The 21,197-nt window shown below is 57.4% G+C and carries 26 protein-coding genes and 3 pseudogenes; 8 read left to right on the forward strand and 21 right to left on the reverse strand.

Translation table 11 applies throughout. From position 1 onward, the window contains the following. The first annotated feature begins 59 nt into the window (after window positions 1-59). Entirely contained in the window at window positions 60-497 is a 438-nt protein-coding gene (locus tag FQ185_RS10275; protein WP_149417334.1) for a multidrug/biocide efflux PACE transporter, read from the forward strand. A 52-nt stretch (window positions 498-549) separates the two neighbouring features. On the opposite strand, the pseudogene FQ185_RS10280 reads toward FQ185_RS10275, so the two are convergent. Then, window positions 550-921: pseudogene (locus FQ185_RS10280) on the reverse strand (SDR family oxidoreductase); the annotation flags it as partial. A gap of 2 nt (window positions 922-923) precedes the next feature. Between FQ185_RS10280 and FQ185_RS31055 the strand changes: the two are divergent. After that, window positions 924-1,375 (forward strand): annotated as a pseudogene (locus tag FQ185_RS31055) (LysR substrate-binding domain-containing protein); the annotation flags it as partial. A 123-nt stretch (window positions 1,376-1,498) separates the two neighbouring features. Here FQ185_RS31055 and FQ185_RS10290 read toward each other — a convergent pair. From FQ185_RS10290 to FQ185_RS10310, 6 genes are all read right to left on the reverse strand, one after another. Next, window positions 1,499-3,112 (reverse strand): inorganic phosphate transporter, encoded by a 1,614-nt coding sequence (locus FQ185_RS10290; RefSeq protein ID WP_149417336.1) that lies wholly within the window; start codon window positions 3,110-3,112, stop codon window positions 1,499-1,501. Between the two features lie 171 nt (window positions 3,113-3,283). Further along, complete coding sequence (locus FQ185_RS10295) at window positions 3,284-4,306, reverse strand: transporter (RefSeq protein WP_149417337.1); 1,023 nt, start codon at window positions 4,304-4,306, stop codon at window positions 3,284-3,286. A 56-nt stretch (window positions 4,307-4,362) separates the two neighbouring features. Next, a complete protein-coding gene (locus tag FQ185_RS30170) occupies window positions 4,363-4,524 on the reverse strand; it encodes a hypothetical protein (protein WP_178113518.1) in 162 nt (53 codons plus the stop codon). A gap of 108 nt (window positions 4,525-4,632) precedes the next feature. After that, window positions 4,633-5,811 (reverse strand): GAF domain-containing sensor histidine kinase, encoded by a 1,179-nt coding sequence (locus FQ185_RS10300; RefSeq protein ID WP_149417338.1) that lies wholly within the window; start codon window positions 5,809-5,811, stop codon window positions 4,633-4,635. 119 nt (window positions 5,812-5,930) lie between these two features. Next, entirely contained in the window at window positions 5,931-6,236 is a 306-nt protein-coding gene (locus FQ185_RS10305) for a PepSY domain-containing protein (RefSeq protein WP_149417339.1), read from the reverse strand. A 174-nt stretch (window positions 6,237-6,410) separates the two neighbouring features. Continuing rightward, complete coding sequence (locus tag FQ185_RS10310; protein WP_149417340.1) at window positions 6,411-7,538, reverse strand: glycerophosphodiester phosphodiesterase; 1,128 nt, start codon at window positions 7,536-7,538, stop codon at window positions 6,411-6,413. A 234-nt stretch (window positions 7,539-7,772) separates the two neighbouring features. Here FQ185_RS10310 and FQ185_RS10315 point away from each other — a divergent pair, with 234 nt between their 5' ends. Next, complete coding sequence (locus FQ185_RS10315) at window positions 7,773-8,129, forward strand: DUF2025 family protein (protein WP_149417341.1); 357 nt, start codon at window positions 7,773-7,775, stop codon at window positions 8,127-8,129. A gap of 65 nt (window positions 8,130-8,194) precedes the next feature. Here the strand turns inward: FQ185_RS10315 and FQ185_RS10320 are convergent, their stop codons facing one another. Both FQ185_RS10320 and FQ185_RS10325 read right to left on the reverse strand, forming a co-directional pair. Beyond that, window positions 8,195-8,518 (reverse strand): antibiotic biosynthesis monooxygenase, encoded by a 324-nt coding sequence (locus FQ185_RS10320; protein WP_149417342.1) that lies wholly within the window; start codon window positions 8,516-8,518, stop codon window positions 8,195-8,197. Then, window positions 8,515-9,222, reverse strand: coding sequence for a CTP synthase (locus FQ185_RS10325; protein ID WP_149417343.1), 708 nt, complete (start codon window positions 9,220-9,222; stop codon window positions 8,515-8,517). Before FQ185_RS10325 ends, FQ185_RS10320 begins: the two co-directional genes overlap by 4 nt. 189 nt (window positions 9,223-9,411) lie before the next feature. Between FQ185_RS10325 and FQ185_RS10330 the strand changes: the two genes are divergently transcribed. Next, entirely contained in the window at window positions 9,412-9,723 is a 312-nt protein-coding gene (locus FQ185_RS10330; protein ID WP_149417344.1) for a hypothetical protein, read from the forward strand. Here FQ185_RS10330 and FQ185_RS10335 read toward each other — a convergent pair whose 3' ends face one another. After that, entirely contained in the window at window positions 9,724-10,263 is a 540-nt protein-coding gene (locus FQ185_RS10335; RefSeq protein WP_149417345.1) for a DUF1003 domain-containing protein, read from the reverse strand. A 125-nt stretch (window positions 10,264-10,388) separates the two neighbouring features. Beyond that, window positions 10,389-11,000, reverse strand: a complete 612-nt coding sequence (locus FQ185_RS10340; RefSeq protein ID WP_149417346.1) for a TetR/AcrR family transcriptional regulator — start codon at window positions 10,998-11,000, stop codon at window positions 10,389-10,391. A gap of 215 nt (window positions 11,001-11,215) precedes the next feature. Here FQ185_RS10340 and FQ185_RS10345 point away from each other — a divergent pair, with 215 nt between their 5' ends. Then, a complete protein-coding gene (locus tag FQ185_RS10345; RefSeq protein WP_149417347.1) occupies window positions 11,216-12,274 on the forward strand; it encodes an MBL fold metallo-hydrolase in 1,059 nt (352 codons plus the stop codon). Here FQ185_RS10345 and FQ185_RS10350 read toward each other — a convergent pair. The 3 genes from FQ185_RS10350 to FQ185_RS10360 all read right to left on the reverse strand — a co-directional run bounded on the left by FQ185_RS10350 (window position 12,262) and on the right by FQ185_RS10360 (window position 13,721). After that, on the reverse strand, window positions 12,262-12,531 hold the full coding sequence (locus tag FQ185_RS10350) for an XRE family transcriptional regulator (protein WP_149417348.1): 270 nt from the start codon (window positions 12,529-12,531) through the stop codon (window positions 12,262-12,264). The genes FQ185_RS10345 and FQ185_RS10350 overlap by 13 nt on opposite strands. A gap of 11 nt (window positions 12,532-12,542) precedes the next feature. Further along, on the reverse strand, window positions 12,543-12,860 hold the full coding sequence (locus FQ185_RS10355) for an XRE family transcriptional regulator (RefSeq protein WP_149417349.1): 318 nt from the start codon (window positions 12,858-12,860) through the stop codon (window positions 12,543-12,545). A gap of 93 nt (window positions 12,861-12,953) precedes the next feature. Further along, window positions 12,954-13,721, reverse strand: coding sequence for a helix-turn-helix domain-containing protein (locus FQ185_RS10360; protein ID WP_149417350.1), 768 nt, complete (start codon window positions 13,719-13,721; stop codon window positions 12,954-12,956). Window positions 13,722-13,832: 111 nt separating this feature from the next. Between FQ185_RS10360 and FQ185_RS10365 the strand changes: the two genes are divergently transcribed. Next, entirely contained in the window at window positions 13,833-14,654 is an 822-nt protein-coding gene (locus tag FQ185_RS10365; RefSeq protein ID WP_149417351.1) for a sulfite exporter TauE/SafE family protein, read from the forward strand. A gap of 6 nt (window positions 14,655-14,660) precedes the next feature. On the opposite strand, the gene FQ185_RS10370 is transcribed toward FQ185_RS10365, so the two are convergent. Beyond that, window positions 14,661-15,659, reverse strand: coding sequence for a hypothetical protein (locus FQ185_RS10370; RefSeq protein ID WP_149417352.1), 999 nt, complete (start codon window positions 15,657-15,659; stop codon window positions 14,661-14,663). Window positions 15,660-15,937: 278 nt separating this feature from the next. On the opposite strand from FQ185_RS10370, the gene FQ185_RS10375 reads away from it, so the two are divergent. Beyond that, on the forward strand, window positions 15,938-16,183 hold the full coding sequence (locus FQ185_RS10375) for a type II toxin-antitoxin system Phd/YefM family antitoxin (protein ID WP_149417353.1): 246 nt from the start codon (window positions 15,938-15,940) through the stop codon (window positions 16,181-16,183). A gap of 11 nt (window positions 16,184-16,194) precedes the next feature. Next, entirely contained in the window at window positions 16,195-16,566 is a 372-nt protein-coding gene (locus tag FQ185_RS10380; protein ID WP_256730399.1) for a type II toxin-antitoxin system VapC family toxin, read from the forward strand. Between the two features lie 261 nt (window positions 16,567-16,827). Here FQ185_RS10380 and FQ185_RS10385 read toward each other — a convergent pair whose 3' ends face one another. From FQ185_RS10385 to FQ185_RS10410, 6 genes and pseudogenes are all read right to left on the reverse strand, one after another. Then, window positions 16,828-17,091 carry a colicin E3-like toxin immunity protein gene (locus FQ185_RS10385; RefSeq protein ID WP_149417355.1) on the reverse strand — a complete coding sequence of 88 codons (264 nt, stop codon included), beginning with the start codon at window positions 17,089-17,091 and terminating at the stop codon, window positions 16,828-16,830. A gap of 7 nt (window positions 17,092-17,098) precedes the next feature. Further along, a pseudogene (locus FQ185_RS10390) lies at window positions 17,099-17,910 on the reverse strand (colicin E3/pyocin S6 family cytotoxin); the annotation flags it as partial. 5 nt (window positions 17,911-17,915) lie between these two features. Next, window positions 17,916-18,167: a pyocin S6 family toxin immunity protein gene (locus FQ185_RS10395; protein WP_149417356.1), complete on the reverse strand. Its 252-nt coding sequence runs from the start codon at window positions 18,165-18,167 to the stop codon at window positions 17,916-17,918. Window positions 18,168-18,184: 17 nt separating this feature from the next. After that, a complete protein-coding gene (locus tag FQ185_RS10400) occupies window positions 18,185-19,372 on the reverse strand; it encodes an S-type pyocin domain-containing protein (RefSeq protein ID WP_149417357.1) in 1,188 nt (395 codons plus the stop codon). 191 nt (window positions 19,373-19,563) lie between these two features. Beyond that, a complete protein-coding gene (locus FQ185_RS10405; protein WP_149417358.1) occupies window positions 19,564-20,277 on the reverse strand; it encodes an HNH endonuclease in 714 nt (237 codons plus the stop codon). 110 nt (window positions 20,278-20,387) lie between these two features. Beyond that, the gene (locus tag FQ185_RS10410; protein ID WP_149417359.1) at window positions 20,388-20,921 is read right to left on the reverse strand and encodes a Bro-N domain-containing protein; all 534 of its coding nucleotides are present in this window, start codon (window positions 20,919-20,921) and stop codon (window positions 20,388-20,390) included. Between the last annotated feature and the right edge of the window lie 276 nt (window positions 20,922-21,197).

Here is a 21,197-nt window from a genome sequence, read left to right on the forward strand (position 1 = left end):
TGTGAAGTATCGGTGTGATGACAGATCATGGCAACCACAGTCACTCAGAGGAGTCGGTCATGAGCGCCAACAAATCCATCACTGAACGTATTTTCCAGGCCGTCGGTTTCGAACTGTTGGCCATCCTGATCTGTACCCCGTTGCTGGCCTGGATCATGGATAAACCGATGCTCGACATGGGCCTCGTGACCATGGCCATCGCGGCCCTTGCCCTGGCTTGGAACGTGGTCTTCAACGGCCTGTTCGACCGCTTGCTCGATCGCTTGCAGATCGTGCGTAACGCCTGGGTACGTGTGGTCCATGCGCTATTGTTCGAAGGCGGTCTGGTCGCGGTCGGTGTGCCGCTGATTGCCTGGTGGCTGAACATCAGCCTGTGGCAGGCGTTCCTGCTGGATATTGGTGTGTTGCTGTTTTTCCTGCCGTACACCTACGTTTACCACTGGGCGTATGACGTGGTGCGCGAGCGTTTGGTGATGCGCCAGGCTTTCGAGGGATAAAAAAAAGATCGTCCGGGCTACGCTCGGACGATCTTTTGATTCTGCCGGTTTATTACAAAAACACTCCGCCCGACGCCTCGACGCGCTGCCCGTTGATCCACTGGCTGCCCGGCGCCAGGGTGTTCACGGAAATACCGCGGGCACCGAGCTCCTTGGCCTGATAACGCGTCAGCACTTCCATCGCTCCCTCCATTGCTGCGTAAGCGTCGTAACCCGGCAGGCTGAAGCGGGTCAGACCGCTGGACACATTGCGGATTCGCCCACCGTCCGCGATCAGCGGCAGCAGGTTTTGTGTCAGAAAAAACGGCCCCTTCAAATGGATATTCATCCGCAAATCGAACTGAGCGACGGTGGTGTCAACGAAGCTCGCATTCAGGTCGATGCCAGCGTTGTTGATCAAAAAATCGAAGTGCTGGCGATCAAAAGCTCAGTGAAGGGTTTGATTGCGTGGTTCGAGTCGGCGCGCAGCCGGATCAATCAGTGGTCGCTCGCCGCTTGTGCGACTTTGTCATGGTCAACTGCGCCAGCCCCGCCTATCTGGAGCGCTATGGCGTGCCTGAACGGCTCGAAGACCTGGCGCAGCATCGGCTGATCCATTACGTCGGCGTACTGGGCGCGCGCTCGGAAGGTTTTGTGTACGAAGAAGAGGGCAAGCTGCATCGAGTGCCGATGGCGGGCAGCGTCACGGTGAACAGCACCGACTGTTATGAGTCGGCATGCAAAAACACCTGCGCAGCGGTGAACTGGTGGCGGTGTTGGCGCAGCTCAGCGCGCCGTCCATGGAGGTCTCGCTGCTGTATGCCCGGCAACGGCATTTGCCGTTGCGGGTCAGAGCGTTCATGGACTGGTTGGGGCAAGTGATCCAATCCACTACCTGAAGCACAACACAGTCAAATGTGGGAGCGAGCCTGCTCGCGATGGCGTCAGCACATTCGACATTGATGTCGACGGGTGCACCGCTATCGCGAGCAGGCTCACTCCCACATGGGAACTGCGGTTAATCAGAAGAGTTGGGTGAACAGCCAATACAAACTGCCGGACAACAGAATCGCCGCCGGCAAGGTCAACACCCAGGCCATCAGCAGATTGCGGATGGTCTTCATCTGCAGCCCGCCACCGTTGGCGACCATGGTCCCGGCCACCCCCGACGACAACACATGAGTGGTCGACACCGGCAGACCGAACATGTCGGCAGCACCGATGGTCAGCATGGCCACGGTTTCCGCCGAAGCACCCTGCGCGTAAGTCAGGTGGGTCTTGCCGATTTTCTCGCCGACCGTCACCACAATGCGCTTCCAGCCGACCATGGTGCCGAGTCCCAGCGCGATGGCCACGGCGATCTTCACCCACAACGGAATGAACCGCGTGGCGTTGTCGATCTGTTGCTTGAACAATTGCAGCTTGCCGGTGGTGTCGGCGTCGAAATTGCCGACCTTGTTTTTGTCCATCAGGCGAATGGTTTCGCTGGTCAGGTACATGTCGTTACGCACGTTGCCCATGGCCTCGGCCGGGACTTTCGACAGCGAACCGTAACCCTTCACTTCGTTACCGATGTTGCCGGCCAGTGCGGCGAGGGCGGGGATCAGTTGCGGCGTGACTTCTTTGCTGCGCACGTAATCGGACAACACTGGGCGCGGGTCGGCCGGCGCCGGTAGCGGGGCACTTTTGACCAGCGCTTGCTGGGTGACTTCGGCCACGGCGGCGAACTGCAGCGCCTGGTCCGCCGGCATCGTGCGGTTCAGCGCATACGCCATCGGCAGGGTGCCCACCAGAATCAGCATGATCAGCCCCATGCCTTTCTGGCCGTCGTTGGAGCCGTGGGCGAACGACACGCCAGTGCAGGTGACGATCAACATGCCGCGAATCCACCACGGTGGCGGCGTGTTGCCTTTGGGTGCCTTGTACAACGCGCGATTTTTGACGAAAGCACGCAGGGCCAGCAGCAACAGCGCGGCAAAACCAAAGCCGATCAGCGGTGACAACAGCAGGGCGTAACCGATTTTGGTCGCCTGTGCCCAGTCCACGCCGCTGGTGCCATCGCGCCCGTGCATCAGGGCATTGGCGACGCCGACGCCAATGATCGAACCGATCAGGGTGTGCGACGAAGACGCCGGCAAGCCCAGCCACCAGGTGCCGAGGTTCCACAGGATCGCGGCGATCAACAGGGCGAAGATCATGGCGAAACCGGCGGAGGAACCGACTTGCAGAATCAGCTCCACCGGCAGCAGGGCGATGATGCCGAACGCCACCGCGCCGCTGGACAGCAGCACCCCGAGGAAGTTGAAGAACCCGGACCAGGCCACCGCGAAGTTCGGCGGCAAGGAGTTGGTGTAAATCACTGTGGCCACGGCGTTGGCGGTGTCGTGGAAACCGTTGACGAACTCAAAGCCGAGGGCAATCAACAGCGCCACGCCCAGCAGCAGAAATGGCGTCCAGGTGGTGACCACGGTGCCGAGTTCGTTCATGTCGTGCATCAGGCTGTAGGCCGTGAACAACAGCCCGCAGCCCAGTACTGCAAAAAACACCACGATGGTCAGCAGACCGGGTTTTTTATCGAGTTGTGGTTTGGCGCTACTGGCGGGCGCCTGGGCGGCGGTGAAGGAAGGAGTAGCCATGACGGACAATCCTGAGGAGGGAGGGAGTGTTCGTCATGATCGTTGCGAAATGTTACAGAGAGGCTGCGCTGAGTCAGTGTTTGGGTTTTTTGCTAATGCCGTCCGTCCACTACGGATCGTTCCCACGCGGAGCGTGGGGCGATCGACACGTGTGGGAATGAGCGGGCAGAATCAGTAATCCTGGCGCTTACGAAATGCCCAACGCCCGGCAATCACGGTAAACGTCGCGACCAGCGCCACCAGTATCCAGAACCCTTCGGGGTCACCGGAAAGTGGTACCCCGCCGACGTTCATGCCAAAGAAACCGGCGATGATGTTGATCGGCAGCGCCAGCACCGTCACCACGGTCAGGGTGAACAGCGTGCGGTTGCTCTGCTCATTGAGGTTGGCGGCGATTTCTTCCTGCAACAACTTGATGCGCTCACCCAGCGCCGTGAGGTCGTTGATGATCAGCGCAAACTCCTCGGTCGATTTGCGCAGCTCCTTGACGTCTTCCTTCTGCAACCACTGGGGCGGGCGATTGAGCAGGCGCAGCAACGACCCCGGCTCCAGCGCCAGCAGCCGTTGCAAACGCACCAGCACCCGGCGATTGGCGCCCAGCTCCGCGCGGTTGGTCGACAGCCGCGAAGACAGCAACTCATCTTCGATCTGGTCAACACTCAGGCTGGTCTTGCGCACGATCTGCGTCAGCACTTCGCCCTGATCGCGCAACAGATGCACCAGCAATTCGAGCGGTGAGCGAAAGCACTCACCGGCCTTCACCGAAGAGCGCAACTTGTCCACCGAATGCAGCGGTTGCAGCCGCGCGCTGATGATCAGACGACTGCGGGCGCAAACCCACAACGTCGAAACATCCGAAGACACCATGCTGCTGAGGTTGAACACCACGTCGTTGACCACTGCCAGCAACGCCGAATCGACATGCTCGATACGCGTCGAACGCGAGCCTTCGTGCAGCGCCTCGAAAAACTCGTCGGGCAATTCCAGATGACTTTTCATCCAGCGCTCGCAGGCCGCATGAGCGAGGTTCAGGTGCAGCCAGAGAAACTCTTCGCTGTCGTCCGGCTGTTGCAGGCATTGCAAAGCCTTGGCCGAATCGATCTCGCGGCCACGTTCGCCAGGGCGAAAACTGAAACCGTAAAGCAGACCGAACAGGTCCGGGTCGCGATGGCTTTGGTCGATGCTGTGGTTCATGAGGGCTCGCAAGAGGAGGCGCCTGTCGCGGGTTTCACAGGTTCACTTGAGCCGCATCATCGCAAGGCTGTTTGACGTTTTTGTGACGGTTCGGCGATGAGCGAATCGCCTTGTATCGCGCTCAGACCGAGCAACTGCACATGGCCCAGATCAATCAAAAAAGCGCCGATGCAAAAGCTGCGGATGTCGCGACGGAGGCGGTGTTGCTGACGTTGCAAAATTGCGGTCCCAGTCCGGCGCGTTGGTCAGTACGTCTGTCGGTCGAGGTATTCAACAGTAAATCGTCTGCGAGTCACGCTAACGAGATCAAGGTGTGGAGGCTGTTATCACCGCGTCAACGCCAGCGTGAAGATGAACTCCGTCCCATGGGATGGAGTTGATTTCACATCAAGCTGTCCACCATGAGACTGCGCAATCTGACTGGCAATGTACAACCCCAACCCGAGGCCGGCTTGCGGTGTGTCGCTGGCCGGTCGCGAGTAGGGCCGGAACAGGTGCGGTAGCGCCTCCTCGGCAATCACTCCCTGATTTTTCACGCTCAGCACGAACTGCCCTTCGTTGATCTGAGCGCTGATATCGACCGAGCCGTCGGGATCTCCGTGGGCAACCGCGTTCGCCACCAGATTGGACAGCAATTGCGCGACCCGCTCGCGATCGCAATGAATGCCGTGCAGATCGCCGATGGACGACTGAATGGTGCGCTGCGGGTGCACGTTCTGAACTTCGGAAATCACGTGCCGCAATGAATCTTCCAGATCCGGGCAGGGCTCGATGTTCACCGGGATGCCGTGGCCCAGAGAGCCGCGAGCGAAATCCAGTACGTCGTCGACGAGTCTGGTCGCTCGTCGGGCACTGGTGAGAATGTGTTGGGCTCGTTGCTGATTCGCCGGATCGGGGAGTTTGCGCAGCAGCATTTCGGCGCCTGCGCTGATGGCGAACAGTGGGTTGCGCAGATCATGGCCGAGCACGGCGATGAACTGTTCGCGCAGTTCGGCGGTTTGCCGTTCCTGCTGCAACGCCACTTCGGTCTGTTGCTGATTTTCTTCGGCCTCGATCTGCAGCGCCAGCATTCGGGCGAACGATTCCATGGTGCTCTGGATCGCGCTGGACTTGAGGGGGGCAGGATTGGGGTCGAGGGCACAGATGGTGCCGAAAAAGCGTCCATCAGTGCGGAAGATCGGAACGGCAATATAGCTTTCGAATTTATACAGGCGAGGGGTGTGGTGGTCGCGGTACAGCGGGTCTTCATTGACCTTGTCGATCACCACCGAGACACGCGCGGCGCGAATTTCATGGCACAGGGTCGTGACCACATCCAGCTCGCCGCCGACCTTGAGGCCGAAACCCAGCTGATCGAGCACGGCGCAGGCGGTCCACGAATCCTCAGTGACGCGGGCGACCGCGGCAAAACGCAGGCCGGTCATTTCGCGGATCACTTGAAGCATCGCCGGCACGGCGCTGATTCGACCGATTGTGGCAATGTCTGCTGCCGCTGTTTGCCCCATATCAATCGTCTCTGCGTGAACACCGTGTCGGGATTCTAACGGGCTGAGGTGTTCATCGGAATCCGACACGCAAAAAAGCCGCACGATCCGATAATCGTGCGGCTTTTTGTGTGGGTGTATCAGGTGTCTTGTTTGTCGCTCAGTACTTTGCCAGTGGTGGCATCGAAGTCCACGTCAAATTCTTTGCCGTCAGCGCTTTTCAGTTCCACTTCGTACTCATAGTTATTGAAGTGGTTGTCCAGGTCCGTGTCGGTGATGGTCGCACCCGGGTGCAACTTCAGAGCGGCCTGGTTCATTTCTTCCAATGGCTTGATCTTGCCGCTTTTAACCAGCTCAGGGATCTGGTCGACGCGAACATCAGCCTGGGCCAAACCAGCGGTGAGGGTCAGGGCAGCAGCAGTGAACAGGGCAGTCAGGGTTTTCATGAGGTTCTTTCCTTAGGTGAGCTGTTTAAGTGGGATCAGATTAGCTGGCGCAACTTAATCCATCCTTAATTCTCCGAACGCGACTTGATACTGATCGTTCCCACGCAGAGCGTGGGAACGATCGGCGACCAGGATCACATGTGTCAGTCGCCTCGGTGTGGTCTCAGGCGCCAATCAGTAGCCGTTGTTCTGCAGCAATTGCGCAACACTGGCCGCGGCCGGGCGTTTGTAGAACTTGAGCAGTTCGCTGGCGCGGTTGGTGAAGATGCCGTCGACACCGGTGGCCATGACCTTCTGGTAATCCACGGCATCGTCGATGGTGTAGACGTGCACCAACAGACCCTGGTCATGGGTGTACTGGTTCATCCACGGTTGCACCAGGTCTGAATAGCTCTGATCGCCACCCTTGGTCAGCGCGGCAGAAGGCCCGGTGCCGATCGCGCCCTGGGCCTTGGCGTACTCGACCCATTGCTGGAATTCGGCTTTGTTCTTCGGTTGCTGTTTGGCGTAGTACGTCGCTTTGTCCTTGTCGCCGGACTCTGCGAACGTCACCTTGGATTTAGGCTCGATGCTGCCTTCGCCGACCCACAGCAGCAGGATCTTCGGCACTTGCGGCATTTCCTTTTCCAACAGTTCGAGGCTGTTCTTCTCGAACGTTTGCAGTACGACTTTGCCTTTGCCCTGGCCGACAGCCAGTTCGCTTTTCGCCAGTTTCGAACCTGTCGGGCTCAGCCAGCCGCGATCCTGAAGTTTCTCCTTGAGATCGCGTTCGAGACCGGGAAACTGGTTTGGCTCTTTGGTTTCGATGTACAGGCCGGGCTTGTGCAGCGGGTTGCCTTGGGCGATATCGATGATTTCGTCGAGGGTGAGAATTTTCAGACCGGCGTAGGACGGCCGAGCACGATCCGGGTAAGCCGTGTTGAACCAGCTGCCGGCATCGAGGGTTTTCAGTTCGGCGAGGGTGAATTCGTTGGCCGGGCTGTCTTTGCGTTCAGGGAATTTGGTGGCGACATCGGTGGTGCGTTGCAGGTTGTTGTCGTGCAGGGCGAACAGCACGCCATCCTTGCTGCGTTGCAGGTCCATTTCCAGGTAATCGGCGCCCAGGTCACGGGCCAGTTTGTAGGCCGCGGCGGTGGACTCCGGTGCATCAAAGGACGCGCCACGGTGGGCGATCACCGCCGGATGCGGAATGCCCAAGCGGGTCGCCAGTGCGGTGGGGCTTGGCTCGCTGGCGGCCTGTGCCTGACCGAGTCCGAGCAGCATACTCAGCAGCAAGGCGCTTTTAGGGAAGGTGGCAGGCATGGTCGAGATCCTTTCGCAGAGATTTTCAAAGATGTCTCTTTTAACAACTGAGCGCCGCCAGCGCTATCGCCAGACCGACATAAACGTGTTTAAAGCAGAATTTTTAAGCGCTTTTGTGCGGTTCTTTGCAGTACTCTTGGCCCCGGAAGTTTCCCCAGCAGAGGGAAACCCATTCGCTTGCCCTGCGTGTAAACCATCGATCACCGGTCCTTTACGACCTTTTGTGAGGTTTATATGCGCATCACTTCCGAGCTCATCTGCCAGGCCGCCGACCAACTCAAAGGCTTCGTCGGCCTCAACCGCAAAACCGGTCAGTACATTGTTCGTTTCAGCGAAGATTCCTTCGGCATGGACGTGGCGGATGACGGCATTATTCCGACGAGTGAATTTGTCTGGGCCTCGGGTCCGGATCAGACCAAGACGCTTGACCGCGAGTTGATTCAGTTGTTGCTGGATCAGAACATCGACGACCGGATCAACATTACCGAGCCGTTGCGGGTGTACATGAATCGGCGGGACGTGCCGGCGATTTCGGCGGTTCGCAATCTGGTGAAGACCTGTTGCGGTGGCTGTGGTGGCTCTGCAACCTAGAATCTTCTAGAGCTAATGTGGGAGCGAGCCTGCTCGCGAAGGCGGCTTGAAGAGCGCCGCACCATTCACAGGGTAAACTCATACGCCCGCTCAACCTTGCACACCCGCGTATGACACGCCGAATACCAGGTCGAGCGCCCACGCTCACGAATCTCGCTGTGCTCGGGATGGTGTTTCCACGCCAGAATCGCCGCTTCGCTGGCCCAATAGGAAACCGTAATCCCGAGCCCATCCTCTCCGCGAGCCGATTCAACACCCAGGAAACCGGGCTGCTCGCGGGCCAGCTCGACCATGCGCTCGGCAGCCTGGGCGTAACCCTGGTCACCTTCGGTGCGCAACGAAGTAAAGATCACGGCGTAGTGGGGGGCTTGCGGCGTTTTGGCCATCATGATGTTTGCCTCGCACAAGCTTCGATCAACGCGCGGACCAGCGGCGGCAAGGTGCCCTTGAGTGCTGCACGTTCCGGTTGGAACAAGGTGGCGATGAAAAACGGATGATCGTTGAGTTCCACCGCCCGTAAGTCCCCCGTCGAATCCTGCCCAACGGCATTCAGCTGTTGCTTCAACAACGCCCGTTCAAATTCCGGATTGACCCCGTAGCGGCAGCGATACCCCTCACGAATCTCAGTGCTTTCGTACGCCTTGGCGATCAACGAGCCTTCAACCAAATGGATGTTGTCCACAGCCTCCACCAGCGCACAGGTCAGCGGCGTGAGCAATGCCCGCGCGGCATCGGGCGACGTCTCACCGTGCTCGGCATCTTCCCAACCCAGAACGTTGCGGGCGTATTCCAGTACGGCGTGTTGAAAACCGCCACACGTACCGAGGAAAGGTCGCTGGCGTTCGCGGGCAAACCGAATCGCTCGCAGTGCACCGTTCATATCGCGGTAAGGACTGGCGGGCACGCACCAGAACCCATCGAAGTCTTCCAACGGTGTATCGGCGTTAATGCCGTCGGTGGCCAGCCACTGAAACTGCACGTCACGGCCGGTGTGGTCAGCGGCCATGGCGAGGGCCACGGGGATGGCTTGATGGGCAGTGACTTGCGGGTCGTAATCGCCGATCAGGGCAATGCGGATTGCGTTGGTTTCCATGAGTGATCTCGCCGCTTGTTGATTCCTGGAGCCCACTATAGAGAGGCATCTTCCTCAGAAAAAGCCTTCAACGTTGAACGCTTTTAACCTAGGGCAAGTGTCGACTTTTCTGATTGTGAATACCGCCGTCGGCCTCTAGTTTGACCTCAGTCATTCGACAGAACCTTTAAGCGATGGAGAGGGATAACCATGAAGAAAACAACAGGAAGGCTATTGGTGTTGTGTTTGTGCGCAGGGACGTGGCCGGTCATGGCGCAGTCTTTCACCTGTGGCGGAAAATTTATCGGCAGCGACACGCAAGCGGAGCTGGCGCAGGCCATCATCGAGGACGGTGGTCGGGCGGTCGGCGTTCAGCGGGTGTTCACGATTTGCCAAAAGGGCGTCATCCAGATCGTGCTGGACGGCAATAACGAGACGTCGACACCCAGCTACAAAAAACGCTGGCAGCAGCGTGCAGTCGCACTGCTTCAAGTACCCGCCGAAAAAGTAATGGTTCGTTGATCAATGGTTCGGCGTGTCTTTGCGCACCAAGTGCTGATGCATTTCCGACGTCAGGTTTTCGATGCGCTCGGTGAGGGTCTTGGTCATTTCGGTGAGCCGGGTATTTTGCTCGAGCAATTCAAGCAATTGCGCGGTGTTCTGCGCCGCTTGTGCCTGGCGTTCAGTGTTGGCCACAGCCAGCGCTTCGCGGTGCTGTGCATCGGCTTCGGACTGAGCTTTGTCCCGCGCCGCCTGACGGGTCTGGGCCAACAGAATCAGTGGCGCGGCATAAGCCGATTGCAGACTGAACGCCAGGTTCAGCAGGATGAACGGATAGAGGTCGAAGTGGGCCACGCCGAACAGATTGAGGCAAACCCATAACACTACGATCAGCGTTTGCGCACCGAGAAAGGTTGGCGTGCCGAAGAACCGCGCGAAGGCCTCGGCGCGCAGGGCAAATTTGTCGCTGCCAAAGGTTGGGGCCAGGTGTGCGTGGGGGCGGTGAAAGCGCAGGTGATCGACGGGAACGGTTGTTTCGGTTTCGGCGGTCGTGGGGGTCATGGTGCTCTCTGCATGGCGCTGGGACTGAGGCTCACTATAGCCCCAGCGCCAGTTTCATTCTGAAACACATTGCGATGTTTAATTCAGAGCTACCGAGCGTTCGACAACGCGCCAGACATTGTCATTTATTGCAGCTGATAGCAGGCCAAAAACATATCCAGTGCAGACTCCACTACGGTGTTCTGCCTCTCGGGGGACAGGCCAGGCAGCCCCATGGAAATCTGCGGCCAGAACGCGAAGGATTTGAGCATCCCGTGAATCTGTTGTGCGGCAAATTCGGGGTCGACCGGTTTCAATCGACCATCGGCCTGAGCGGCGCGGATCCACACGGTCAGGCCTTCTTCGCGCTGACCCATTCGGGCGACCATGTTCTGTGCGCGCTCAGGGGAATGGATGGTGGCAGCAATGGCGACTCGCGCCAGGTCGAGAAAGTTGTCATCGCTCATCATCTGCAACTTCGCCATCAGCATCAGGCTCATCTGGTCACGCAACGGCAGGTCGGGGCGGTAGGGCGTGTCCTGTCCCGCCGTTACCCGCGCCCATAACTGATTGAGGATTTCAGCGAACAACTCTTCCTTGCTGGGAAAGTGGTTGTACACCGTGCGCTTCGACACGCCGGCAGTGGCGGCGATTTTGTCCATGCTGGTGATGTCGAAACCGTTAGCACGGAATTCGGCAATCGCCGCTTGGATAATGGCTTCGCGTTTTCGGTCGGTGAGGCGCTGTGGAGCTGTCATAAGTACGCTTCGGCAGAAAGAAGTGGAGAATTACACTGAGCAGTTTACTTGCGATCGGCTTTGATGCAACCTAGAAACTACACTGTGCAGTGTAATGATTTGTTAATCCTGCACAGGGAAAAATAGATCTCCGGCTGATGCGTGCATGCTTTGGCCAATTATCGTCCCACCGTGAAAAACCGGAATCTTTGCGGTTTTTCTGGAGTTACTCAGTCATGGCCAATTCAGCTTCCCCCGCGGACAACGCCTCCACCCCTGAAGCGTCCCTTCAGGTAGAAGGGCTTTTCCGAAACCATGCGCCCGTGAAGCGCGAAGGCTTTCGCAAGACCCTGCGCATCATGTGGAACGTGATCTTCCATAAACCGCGTAACACGCGTCCGACCGCCGCCATCCCGGTGCAGACCCTGACGCAAGCAGCGTTGATTGCCGCGCCCAATCACAGCGTGTATCGCCTCGGCCATTCCACTGTACTGCTGAAATTGCGGGACAAATTCTGGATCACCGACCCCGTCTTCGCCGAGCGCGCTTCACCCGTGCAATGGGCTGGTCCCAAGCGTTTCCACCAGCCGCCGATCAGCCTGGAAGACTTACCGCCGATTGAAGCGGTGATCCTCTCCCACGATCACTACGACCACCTCGACTATCAGGCTGTCCTTAAACTGGCGGACAAGACCAAGTACTTCCTCACGCCGCTGGGCGTCGGCGACACCCTGATCAAGTGGGGCGTCGACGCCAGCAAGGTCCGCCAACTGGATTGGTGGCAGGGTACTGAAGTCGACGGCATCCAATTCATCGCCACACCGTCACAACATTTTTCCGGCCGTGGTCTGTTCGATGGCAACAGCACCCTGTGGGCCTCATGGGTGATGATCGACAGCGACACGCGAATCTTCTTCAGCGGTGACAGCGGCTACTTCGACGGCTTCAAACGCATCGGCGAACAGTACGGCCCGTTCGACCTGACACTCATGGAAACCGGTGCCTATAACGTCGAGTGGCCTCACGTTCACATGCAACCCGAACAAACCCTGCAAGCGCACATTGACCTGAAAGGCCGTTGGTTACTGCCGATTCACAACGGCACTTTCGATTTGTCGATGCACGCCTGGTACGAGCCGTTCGACCGCATCCTGGCGCTGGCCTGGGAGCGGAATGTATCGATCACCACTCCGCAAATGGGCGAAGCGTTTAACGTCATGTATCCGCAACGGGGCAGCGCCTGGTGGTCAGGCTTGGAAAACGAGGGCGACCAGTTGGCAGCTCAGAACGCTTGATCCTCTGCTGGCGGGCCGCTCGCCCTGGAGCGGACCGCGATCTTCGCCACGGTCAAGTCGTGAAACTGTCCGCCGAGTATTTCGTCCAGTTCCGCCGAAGACAGCCCAAGCTTTTGCGCCGCTTCAGCCTTACCCAACTGACCGGTATCGAGGAGCATGCCTATCTTCATGAGGTATTCGGCCTTGGCCCTCATTGCACCCGCATCGGCACAACCCGATAACTGATCACGCCTGTCGCTTTCATCGATTTCACTCATTCGCTGACACCTCACTCGACCATCGCATAATCCGCCCGCCACACCGGATTCGGTGTAGACCCTTTCACATTCATCCCTCGACCCGGTGCAAACCCCGGGAAAAACACCAACCCCTCCGATTCAAACCGATACGCCAATGCCAGCCGGGTAACGTCCAGCACGTCACGCTCCGCTTCGAAACGCTCAATGGCATCAACGCTAACCGCGGATTCCCGAGACAGCTCTTCCACGCTCCAGCCCAGCATTGCTCGGGCCTGGGCGCAGTGGGCCGGGGTGAATTGGAAAAGGGTGATACGTTCCAGGGTGATTTTCATCGCAAGAGAGGCCATGGTGTTCTCCGGGCTCGAGAGTGCTGATTCAAAATATACTGTGTTTTTGTACAGTTGTTTTGCGCCCGGATCAAACTCATTTTTTGATTTGTTCTATTTCGCCCCCTCCAGCCAGACGGACGGTGCCTGCCCCAATATGCGACGGAACATCGTCGAGAACGCAGCCGGGCTGTCATAACCGAAGTCCAGGGCAATCCGCGTCACCGGTTCACCCACCGCCAACCGCGCCAGCGCCAGCACCACGCAGGCCCGCTGCCGCCATTGGCTGAAACTGAGATCGGTTTGTTGGCGAAAAAGGCGATTGAAGGTGCGCAGACTGATGTGCAACTGATCGGCCCATTGTTGCGGCGATTGATGCGCATCGGGCCGCTGCACAAAGCCCTGGCATAACACGAGCAGCCGAGCATCGGCCGGCAGCGGAATGTGCAGTGGCAGGTGAGCACTGCGCGCCAGTTCGTGCAGCAGCAAGTCGATCAGCGCTGCATCACGCCCGGTCTCGTCGTACACCAGCGGGATCTCCACCGCCTCCATCAGCAAATGCCGCATCAACGGCGAAACGCTGATCACCTGGCAATGACTTCCCAGATCCACCGCCCCCGGCTCGATATACACACTGCGAGTGCTCACTCCCAGCATCAACACCTCATGGGCCACCCCCGCCGGAATCCACACCGCCCGCTGCGGCGGCACCACCCAGTTGCCGTCGTGCGTGCTCACCTGCATCACCCCCGTGGCGCCGTACAACAATTGCGCCCGACGGTGTGTATGACGGGGCAACAATTGGCCGTGGGAATAATCCGTACCGATGGCCACCACCGGCCGTGGCGTGTCATCCAGCAAATCAATCGAAACATTGCGCATCACGGTTTTCCAGCAGTTGGCGTAAACGCAAACATTATTGGCTGACTTGCTGAAGCAGGCCAAGTCGCATCGCACTATCGTCGACCGCTCTCAACCAACGGACGATGCGCGATGTTCTATCTCTTGCTGACACTCTTCGGCTGCATGACCGGCGTCACCGCCGTACTGTTCGGCTTCGGCTTCGGCGGCGGCTTCGTCGTCGTGCCCTTGCTGTACCGCATGCTCACGGCCAGCCACGGCGTCGACGACCCCATCAGCCAATCGGCGATGCACATTGCTGTGGCAACCTCGACCTGCGAGATGATCATCAATGCGCTGATCGCCACCGGAAAACATCACCGCGCCGGTAATCTCATCCGCCATTATGTGTGGCCGTTAGGCGGGTTCATCGGCTTGGGCTCGGTGGTCGGCGCAATAGCGGCGATGTGGGCAAGTGGTGAGCTGATTCGATATGCCTTCATCGCCTACCTGGGCGTGACCATCGTGGATTGCCTCTTCCGACGCGGTTTTCTTACACCGTCCGACACCGCAATCCCACGGCGATTGGGGAGGGCAGAAGTGTCTGGCGGCGGCGTAGGAATCGGCGCCGTCGCCACGTTTCTGGGGGTGGGCGGCAGTGTCATGACCGTGCCGTTGTTGCGGCGGTGCGGGTTGAGCATGTCCCAGGCGACGTCCATGGCTAACCCACTCAGTTTGCCGGTGGCGCTGGCCGGGACGGTGACTTATATGGCGATGGCGGGGTTCACCGAATTTGATCTCGGGCCGTGGTTTGTCGGTTATGTGGATGTGTTGGCTTTTGCGGTTTTGACGTTGGGGGCGCTGGTGGGCATTCGGTTGGCTACGCCGTGGATTGGGCGGATTCCGGACCGAGTACATGCACGCGTGTACATCGGTTTGCTGATTTTAGTGATGACCAGCATGTGCATGAGCTGAGCGCAATTACTTCACCTCCAACCCCGGCGCCTCACGAATAATGAAGTGATCCAGGTTCTCGATGTTGGCGCTGAACACCTCGAACGTCTGTTCGGGGTTTTTCTTGCTCGGCACCTGCTTCAACTCCGGCGTCACCCCATAAAAGAAGCAATACAACTCGGCGTCACTGTCGATGGCGTGCTTGATCTCTTCCAGAAACGCTTTGCGCTTGCGGTAGTTGTCGATCAGCTTTTTGCTCAGGTAAACGTTGACTGAATAAGGCTTCTTCTTCGCCTCGTCCGCTTGCTTGAACCAGACCTTCTGTTCGAAATCGATACGAAAACTCTGCGTGTAATCCTTGATCTCCTTGATCTTGCCCCAGTAAATCAGCCCCTTGTTGTCGGTCAGGTATTCGATCTTCTTGAAGAACGACCCGTAAGGCGCCGTGTGCTCGCCAATCTTCAGCGGCATTCGCTTGAGTAGATCTTTGTCCTCGAAGTTCGACACGAAGCACTCCACCGGGTGGGCGAAGATGCTGGTCTTGTCCGGCGCTGATTCACGGCTCGGGTGCTCGGTATCGCTGGGCTTTGTAAGAGGTTTCGGATCGTCCCTCAGAACATCCGCCGCCCCCGCCGCCCCCGCCGGGCTCGACGGCTTACGCACATACTGACGCCGCGTCAGCAACAACTCCGACGGGAAATGCTCCTCGCGACTGTCATCCGTTTCCGCACCGTCCGCGTCCACACCTGACGCCGACGCCTTGAGACTGACATAAGGACAATCCGCCACATGCCGGGTGCTGGGCGTGTTCTTGAAGTGCGGGGTGCGCACGTAATTCACGTTCTTGGCGTTGAACGTCGTCAACACATTTGCCGCATCGAAGGCCAAGCGGCAGGCATCGTTGGGGCATTGGAAGTGTTCTTTGGCGGAGTCGAAATCCATGGTCTCGTCGAAATTCAAATCGCGCACGTCATAGATCGACAGCTTGTCGTCGAGGCTGAGGCAGTAGGCGAGGTCGAATTTCATGGTGGGCTCGGGTCCTTGAGGGGGGAAGGATATTAATAGCGGGAGGCGGGGCGGGTTGCACTGACTGTTTTCAACACAGCGCAAAATCAGCGGCAACACACCAAACCTGTGGGATCGGGCTTGCTCGCGAAAAACCCAAGAACACCACGGGGCATCTGGTAGAACGCGTTGTCGGTCTTCTCGGACAAGCTTGCTTTTTGACAAGCGGTCAGCTCGTCACCTTGCCTATTGGAAATCTCCAGCTTAGGCTAGCTTAGCTAACCCTGTGGAGGTGCCATATGAATGAACTGGTGCAAGTAAACATGCACGAAGCAAAATCCCAACTTTCGCAACTTGCTGAACGTGTATGGCATGGCGACAAGGTCGTGATCGCCAAGGCCGGCAAGCCTTATCTCGATCTGCTGCCTCATGTCGATACACCTCGGGCGCGCAAGCCTGGGCGGTTGAAAGGGAAGATTCGGATGTCTGCAGATTTTGACAAGACCCCCGAGGACATCATCGATGGATTTGAGGGCAGTCTATGAGGCGCTTGTTGTTGGATACCCATGCGTTTCTTTGGTGGCTGTCTGATGATCCTGCATTGGGCGCAGATGCTCGACAGATGATCGGGGAACCGCGTAATCAGGTCTTGGTGAGCGCCGCTTCGATCTGGGAGATATCGATCAAACAGGCCAAAGGAATGCTAGAAGCCCCAGAGGATCTTGAAGCGCTGGTTGAGGACGAGGGTTTTACCAAACTGCCGATTTCTCTGTTCCATGGACAGCAGGCGGGCAAGTTACCGGAGATTCATCGCGATCCGTTTGATCGGATGCTGATTGCCCAGGCTCAGGCGGAAGGGCTGGAGTTGGTCACGGCCGACGGGATTATTCCGCAGTATGGCGTGCGGGTAGTTTCGGCAAGGTCGTGAGGGGGCGGGGCGCCGATGGTCCCAAACCTGCTGCAAATCCCTATGGGAGCGAGCCTGCTCGCGATTCATAGGGTCACCACACTCCCCAAGCCGACCACCAAGCTGAGGCGAGGCGGCTTGCCTACGTTGAGCTTCGTAGCAGTCTGGTTCCGGCAAGCACGAGCTGACGAGTCGCGTTTCGCACTAAGCGAAGAAAGCGAGTAAACAAAAACCGATCAGGAGATCAGTCGGTTTTTTTGTATTGGCTCTTTCAGTCCACTATCACTTCGATGGCCACTTGTCTCGATAGACAAACGCAACTTGGTAGTCATAGGAGAGCAACTGAATGGCATGGTGGAAATGGGGCTGAAGAGTGCTGACCCAGTCGGGGGATACGTTGAAACCACCATTGTTCATATTGTTTTCAATGGGCATGCCCAGCGCTTCGATAACTGAGCCATCATCGCCAAAGTCTTTCGACAATTCCTCCCCTTCGCCCATCTCGGTTCGTTTGTCATACCATTCCAGCCTGATTTTCAGTCCCATAACGTCCTCATAAATATTTTTTGATGCTTCGATTTTTCTTCGGTGGGTCCAGCTGTTCGCCAGTCTCATAGTCGAAGGAACCTAGGTGGCTGCCATCACTTGAGCGATAGGCTTCAAGTTCACCATGTAAAAAATCCCACTCGTAAATTGTTCTACCCTTCGCATCAGTCCAGCGATCCCGAAGTCCTCCCGCGTATGGGGTTTTCTTTTTCGTTCTTCTCAATCCAGGAAATGCAGTGATGTCTTCGGTTTCGGGGGCAGGGTGATAGGTGTGACCCGCTTCGGCTGTGCCTTTGCCCTAGCACTCACCACAATATAAACCAGCCTTACCCCCGAATCAGCCGGGAACACCAGAATGAAATCCTTGTACTCCGGCGGATACACCGGGTTCACGATGATGCTGTCAGCCGCTTTCGTCGGCGGGTAAACCCAGATATGCGGTGCTTGCGGGGCAGCCCCCAGCGCCGGAATGCCCAGGATGTCGGAACCCTCCACAGCCGGTGTCCAGATCAGTTCAATGCCGTCACCCAGGTCAGCCACCTGCTGGCTGCCACGCAATGTGAACTGCACGACATCAACCATTTCCCAATCGCGATTTTTGCCGGTGTAGAAGCCGTATCCCTTGAGGCTGCCGTAAGTCTGTTGCTCGACCCGCAGGCGAACGCGGGTACGGGCCTGTTTGAGCGCACGGAGTTGGTCTTCGGTGTAAAGCGAGCTGTCGCCCAGACTCGATTGTGTGACCAGCGCAACAAGGCCAACCAACGTTGCTGTTACGGCGCTCGCCGCAGCCACGGGAACAGCGGCGAATGCCGAGCCGGATTTGTCTAGGTGCCTGCGCGTGTTCCGATGAAGTATTCCAGTCCCTCTGGGAAATCAATTTTGAGTAAATCTGCAATCTGCCTGACTTGATGTTCAGTAAGTTGCAGTTCACCGGGCTCTAATTCTTCGAGGGTTTTTGACTCAGTCAGTTGAGCCAGAATCTGGTTGAGCTCGTAATCTTTTAGAGCCAGTTCGAATTGCAATGTATCGTCCTGCTTCTCATCGGGGTAAAAGCCGGTGATGGAAAGATAGCGCATGTTTTTTCTCTCTTGGGTCACTTTGGGGTCTTCCTGCCTGGCTTAGCGTCCTTTGTTCGTTCTCCCGTTAAATGATTAAACTCGCCCAGATGGTTTCCTAATTTATCGTACATCTCAACTGCACCGCTTTTGGAGTCCCACTCATATATCCGCCCTTTACGGTCTAACCAACGAGCTCGTTTTTTACCTCCGCCTTGAACTGAAGCTTTCGATTTCACGCGGGTCGTGTCGGGGAAGGCAGGAAGGGTTTCCGGGTCATCGTAATACTTATGATCCCCCGGCATACTCATGACGATGTACACCGGCTTCACGAGTGACCCCGCCGGGAACACCAGAATGAAATCCTTGTACTCCGGCGGATACACCGGGTTCACGATGATGCTGTCAGCCGCTTTCGTTGGCGGGTAAACCCAGATATGCGGCGCTTGCGGGGCAGCCTCCAGCGCCGGAATGCCCAGGATGTCGGAACCCTCCACAGCCGGTGTCCAGATCAGTTCAATGCCGTCACCCAGGTCAGCCACCTGCTGGCTGCCACGCAATGTGAACTGCACGACATCAACCATTTCCCAATCGCGATTTTTGCCGGTGTAGAAACCGTACCCCTTGAGGCTGCCGTCAGTCTGTTGCTCGACCCGCAGGCGAACGCGGGTACGGGCCTGTTTGAGCGAACGGAGTTGGTCTTCGGTGTAAAGCGAACTGTCGCCCAGACTCGATTGTGTGACCAGCGCAACAAGGCCAACCAGCGTTGCTGTTACGGCGCTCGCCGCGGCCACGGGAACAGCGGCGAATGCCGAGCCAGCCAGGGCAAGGGAGCCCAGACCGACGGGAATCGCTGCGCCACTGATCTTCTTCAGTGGCACAGCGCCCGATACATCCGCTTCGCGAGCACCCAGTAGAATCAAGTCGCCGTAGTCTTTCAGGCTATCGGTCGGCACCATCCCTGAGGGATTCGAGTAATCGATGATGGCGTCCGGCAGCTTGCAGGACTTGGCGAAGACACATCCGGCTTGAGCGGGCCTTTGCTTTTCCGCTATGGCCTGACGCCTACGTTCGAAGGCGTCTTGCCTGGCCAGCATGGCCTCGTAGGCTTTTTGTCTGGCGTCCCGCTCGGCCAATTCGGTGGCAGTCATGTAGCGGTAGGTGACGTGATGCCCATCACCGGAGGGTGGATTCTTAATCCGCGGAATGTCCTTGTTGCCAGCCACTGATCATCCTTTCGTTCATCCATCGGCAGCCCCGGAAAAGGGGCTGCGCGACGTTAACGAACGTGGCTAGCCTTGGCTGTAGGACGAGTCCTGAATGGCTCTAAGCGTTTTCTCTTTTATCGGGATGGCAGCGCGATCCTTACGGCTCGCCGCTTTCGTGCACATGTGCCTATGAAGTTTTACAGGCTCAATTACTCAAACTTCAACCGTTCCACCTTCTGAAACAGTGAAGCAGTGAACTCATCCCGGTCACCCGAATGGTGACAACGCCGATGACAGTTCGGACACAGCGCAACAGTGTTGCTCGGGCGATCCGAACCTTCCTGCGCTAAATGCTTAACGTGATGGACCTCAAGAAACGGCCTGCCATCCTTTTCAAACGGAGCAGGCGAGCCACAGCCTTCGCATCTACCGTTAGCCTGTTGGCGAACCCAAGCTCTCACCTCAGGATCGCGAACAAAAGACCTTCCGCTGGACTGAGTCTGTTCTGGTCTCTCAATCCCTTTCGGCACGTCTTTAATCGGTTGTTTTTCAAGTTTGGCAGATCGCCGTTCCAGCGTTGCCTCGTCCGCCGTCGGGGCAAAATCCTCAGGTGTCAAAATACTCGGAGCGTTGAGCGCTTCTCGAATGCTTCGCGCAACATTCGCGCCGACATTCTTGGCGGGTTTGTAGCCCGCAATGCGAGCTCGACCCAACTCCTCCAGAACGGTAGAGATGTTCTGCATCCGAAACTCAACCGACCCTTTGGTCCGGGCGGCTAAGGCTCCCTCACGTAGGATGCGGTTCTCCTCAGTCTTAACGACTTTCTGACCACTCTGCTCGCGGGACAACATGCTGAGATAGGCGTCTACCGCAGCCTGAATCTCAATGTCAGTCCAATCGCTGTTGCTCTTTTCCGTGTCCATAAAATCGCCGAGGGCTGAAAACCCTCGGACGATACTGAGTGGCCATTACGACTGTCTACGAAAATTCCTACAGAAAGAACCGACACTTCTTTCGATTGATCCTACAAAGGTTAGCCAACCGAATGTTTTGAGGACTGAAACGCCTCCAAAACCTTCCGCCACCAAGGCTTAACCACCGACACCCGCCGCCGTGTGCGATTCAGCAATAGATAAGGCATGTCCCGCAACCGTATCCAACCTTCATCCTGCCAATGCAACAGACTCAACGACATCTCCGGCCAATCCAACAAACTCAACATCGGCCGATCCGCATTCTTCGACGGACCCGCATCGCGCAAGGCCGGCACCACTTGATGAGTTAGCCACTCTCGCAACAACCGATTCCCTGGCGCGTAGTGATAGACCAGCAGCGCATAGACGCCGGACTCGCTGAGCATCAGTCGTTTTTCTGGTTGTCCGTGGTAGTCGATTAGCAATGTGTGCCGCTGATCTTCATCCAGTTTGCTGACCACTCGATCGTTCAGATGGATACCCATCAAGCGACCTAGATCGCGGGCGCAGAACCAGGCTTGGTTTTCCAGGAGGAGGGCATGGAGGGGGCGGTTGTGGCGGATGAACACCGTTGGGATGAATGGATCAAGCATGGTCGGTCTCCGAGGCGAAGGGACGGAGTCGAATCGTTATGGGCATTTCCATTACCTCTACGTAGTTTTGGAGAGGGCCAGTACCCAACGTAGAGGATTCAAGAAAATCCCAACAAGCACTCGCTCTACTAACAAAAAGTCGCACGTACGTCTTTAAGACGTGTGCGATTCTGTGTGGCTGAGCAGCTTCTACGTTGGGCGTTTCTTAGGCACCTGCACTCAGCCTATGGATCGGTGCAGTAATCGTCAATCCGGAAAAACCTTGATTTCCTGTAG

This window comes from Pseudomonas sp. ANT_H12B (assembly GCF_008369325.1).
In the GTDB taxonomy this organism is placed as follows: domain Bacteria; phylum Pseudomonadota; class Gammaproteobacteria; order Pseudomonadales; family Pseudomonadaceae; genus Aquipseudomonas.

Coding starts and splice junctions, on each gene's coding strand:
- FQ185_RS10365 (WP_149417351.1), top strand. CDS start 13,833: ATGTTCTATCTCTTGCTGACACTCTTCGGCTGCATGACCGGCGTCACC.
- FQ185_RS10370 (WP_149417352.1), bottom strand. CDS start 15,659: ATGAAATTCGACCTCGCCTACTGCCTCAGCCTCGACGACAAGCTGTCG.
- FQ185_RS10350 (WP_149417348.1), bottom strand. CDS start 12,531: ATGAGTGAAATCGATGAAAGCGACAGGCGTGATCAGTTATCGGGTTGT.
- FQ185_RS10375 (WP_149417353.1), top strand. CDS start 15,938: ATGAATGAACTGGTGCAAGTAAACATGCACGAAGCAAAATCCCAACTT.
- FQ185_RS10330 (WP_149417344.1), top strand. CDS start 9,412: ATGAAGAAAACAACAGGAAGGCTATTGGTGTTGTGTTTGTGCGCAGGG.
- FQ185_RS10295 (WP_149417337.1), bottom strand. CDS start 4,306: ATGAACCACAGCATCGACCAAAGCCATCGCGACCCGGACCTGTTCGGT.
- FQ185_RS10335 (WP_149417345.1), bottom strand. CDS start 10,263: ATGACCCCCACGACCGCCGAAACCGAAACAACCGTTCCCGTCGATCAC.
- FQ185_RS10345 (WP_149417347.1), top strand. CDS start 11,216: ATGGCCAATTCAGCTTCCCCCGCGGACAACGCCTCCACCCCTGAAGCG.
- FQ185_RS10385 (WP_149417355.1), bottom strand. CDS start 17,091: ATGGGACTGAAAATCAGGCTGGAATGGTATGACAAACGAACCGAGATG.
- FQ185_RS10410 (WP_149417359.1), bottom strand. CDS start 20,921: ATGCTTGATCCATTCATCCCAACGGTGTTCATCCGCCACAACCGCCCC.
- FQ185_RS10325 (WP_149417343.1), bottom strand. CDS start 9,222: ATGGAAACCAACGCAATCCGCATTGCCCTGATCGGCGATTACGACCCG.
- FQ185_RS10405 (WP_149417358.1), bottom strand. CDS start 20,277: ATGGACACGGAAAAGAGCAACAGCGATTGGACTGACATTGAGATTCAG.
- FQ185_RS10320 (WP_149417342.1), bottom strand. CDS start 8,518: ATGATGGCCAAAACGCCGCAAGCCCCCCACTACGCCGTGATCTTTACT.
- FQ185_RS10315 (WP_149417341.1), top strand. CDS start 7,773: ATGCGCATCACTTCCGAGCTCATCTGCCAGGCCGCCGACCAACTCAAA.
- FQ185_RS10290 (WP_149417336.1), bottom strand. CDS start 3,112: ATGGCTACTCCTTCCTTCACCGCCGCCCAGGCGCCCGCCAGTAGCGCC.
- FQ185_RS10360 (WP_149417350.1), bottom strand. CDS start 13,721: ATGCGCAATGTTTCGATTGATTTGCTGGATGACACGCCACGGCCGGTG.
- FQ185_RS10300 (WP_149417338.1), bottom strand. CDS start 5,811: ATGGGGCAAACAGCGGCAGCAGACATTGCCACAATCGGTCGAATCAGC.
- FQ185_RS10340 (WP_149417346.1), bottom strand. CDS start 11,000: ATGACAGCTCCACAGCGCCTCACCGACCGAAAACGCGAAGCCATTATC.
- FQ185_RS10395 (WP_149417356.1), bottom strand. CDS start 18,167: ATGCGCTATCTTTCCATCACCGGCTTTTACCCCGATGAGAAGCAGGAC.
- FQ185_RS10355 (WP_149417349.1), bottom strand. CDS start 12,860: ATGGCCTCTCTTGCGATGAAAATCACCCTGGAACGTATCACCCTTTTC.
- FQ185_RS10310 (WP_149417340.1), bottom strand. CDS start 7,538: ATGCCTGCCACCTTCCCTAAAAGCGCCTTGCTGCTGAGTATGCTGCTC.
- FQ185_RS10275 (WP_149417334.1), top strand. CDS start 60: ATGAGCGCCAACAAATCCATCACTGAACGTATTTTCCAGGCCGTCGGT.
- FQ185_RS10305 (WP_149417339.1), bottom strand. CDS start 6,236: ATGAAAACCCTGACTGCCCTGTTCACTGCTGCTGCCCTGACCCTCACC.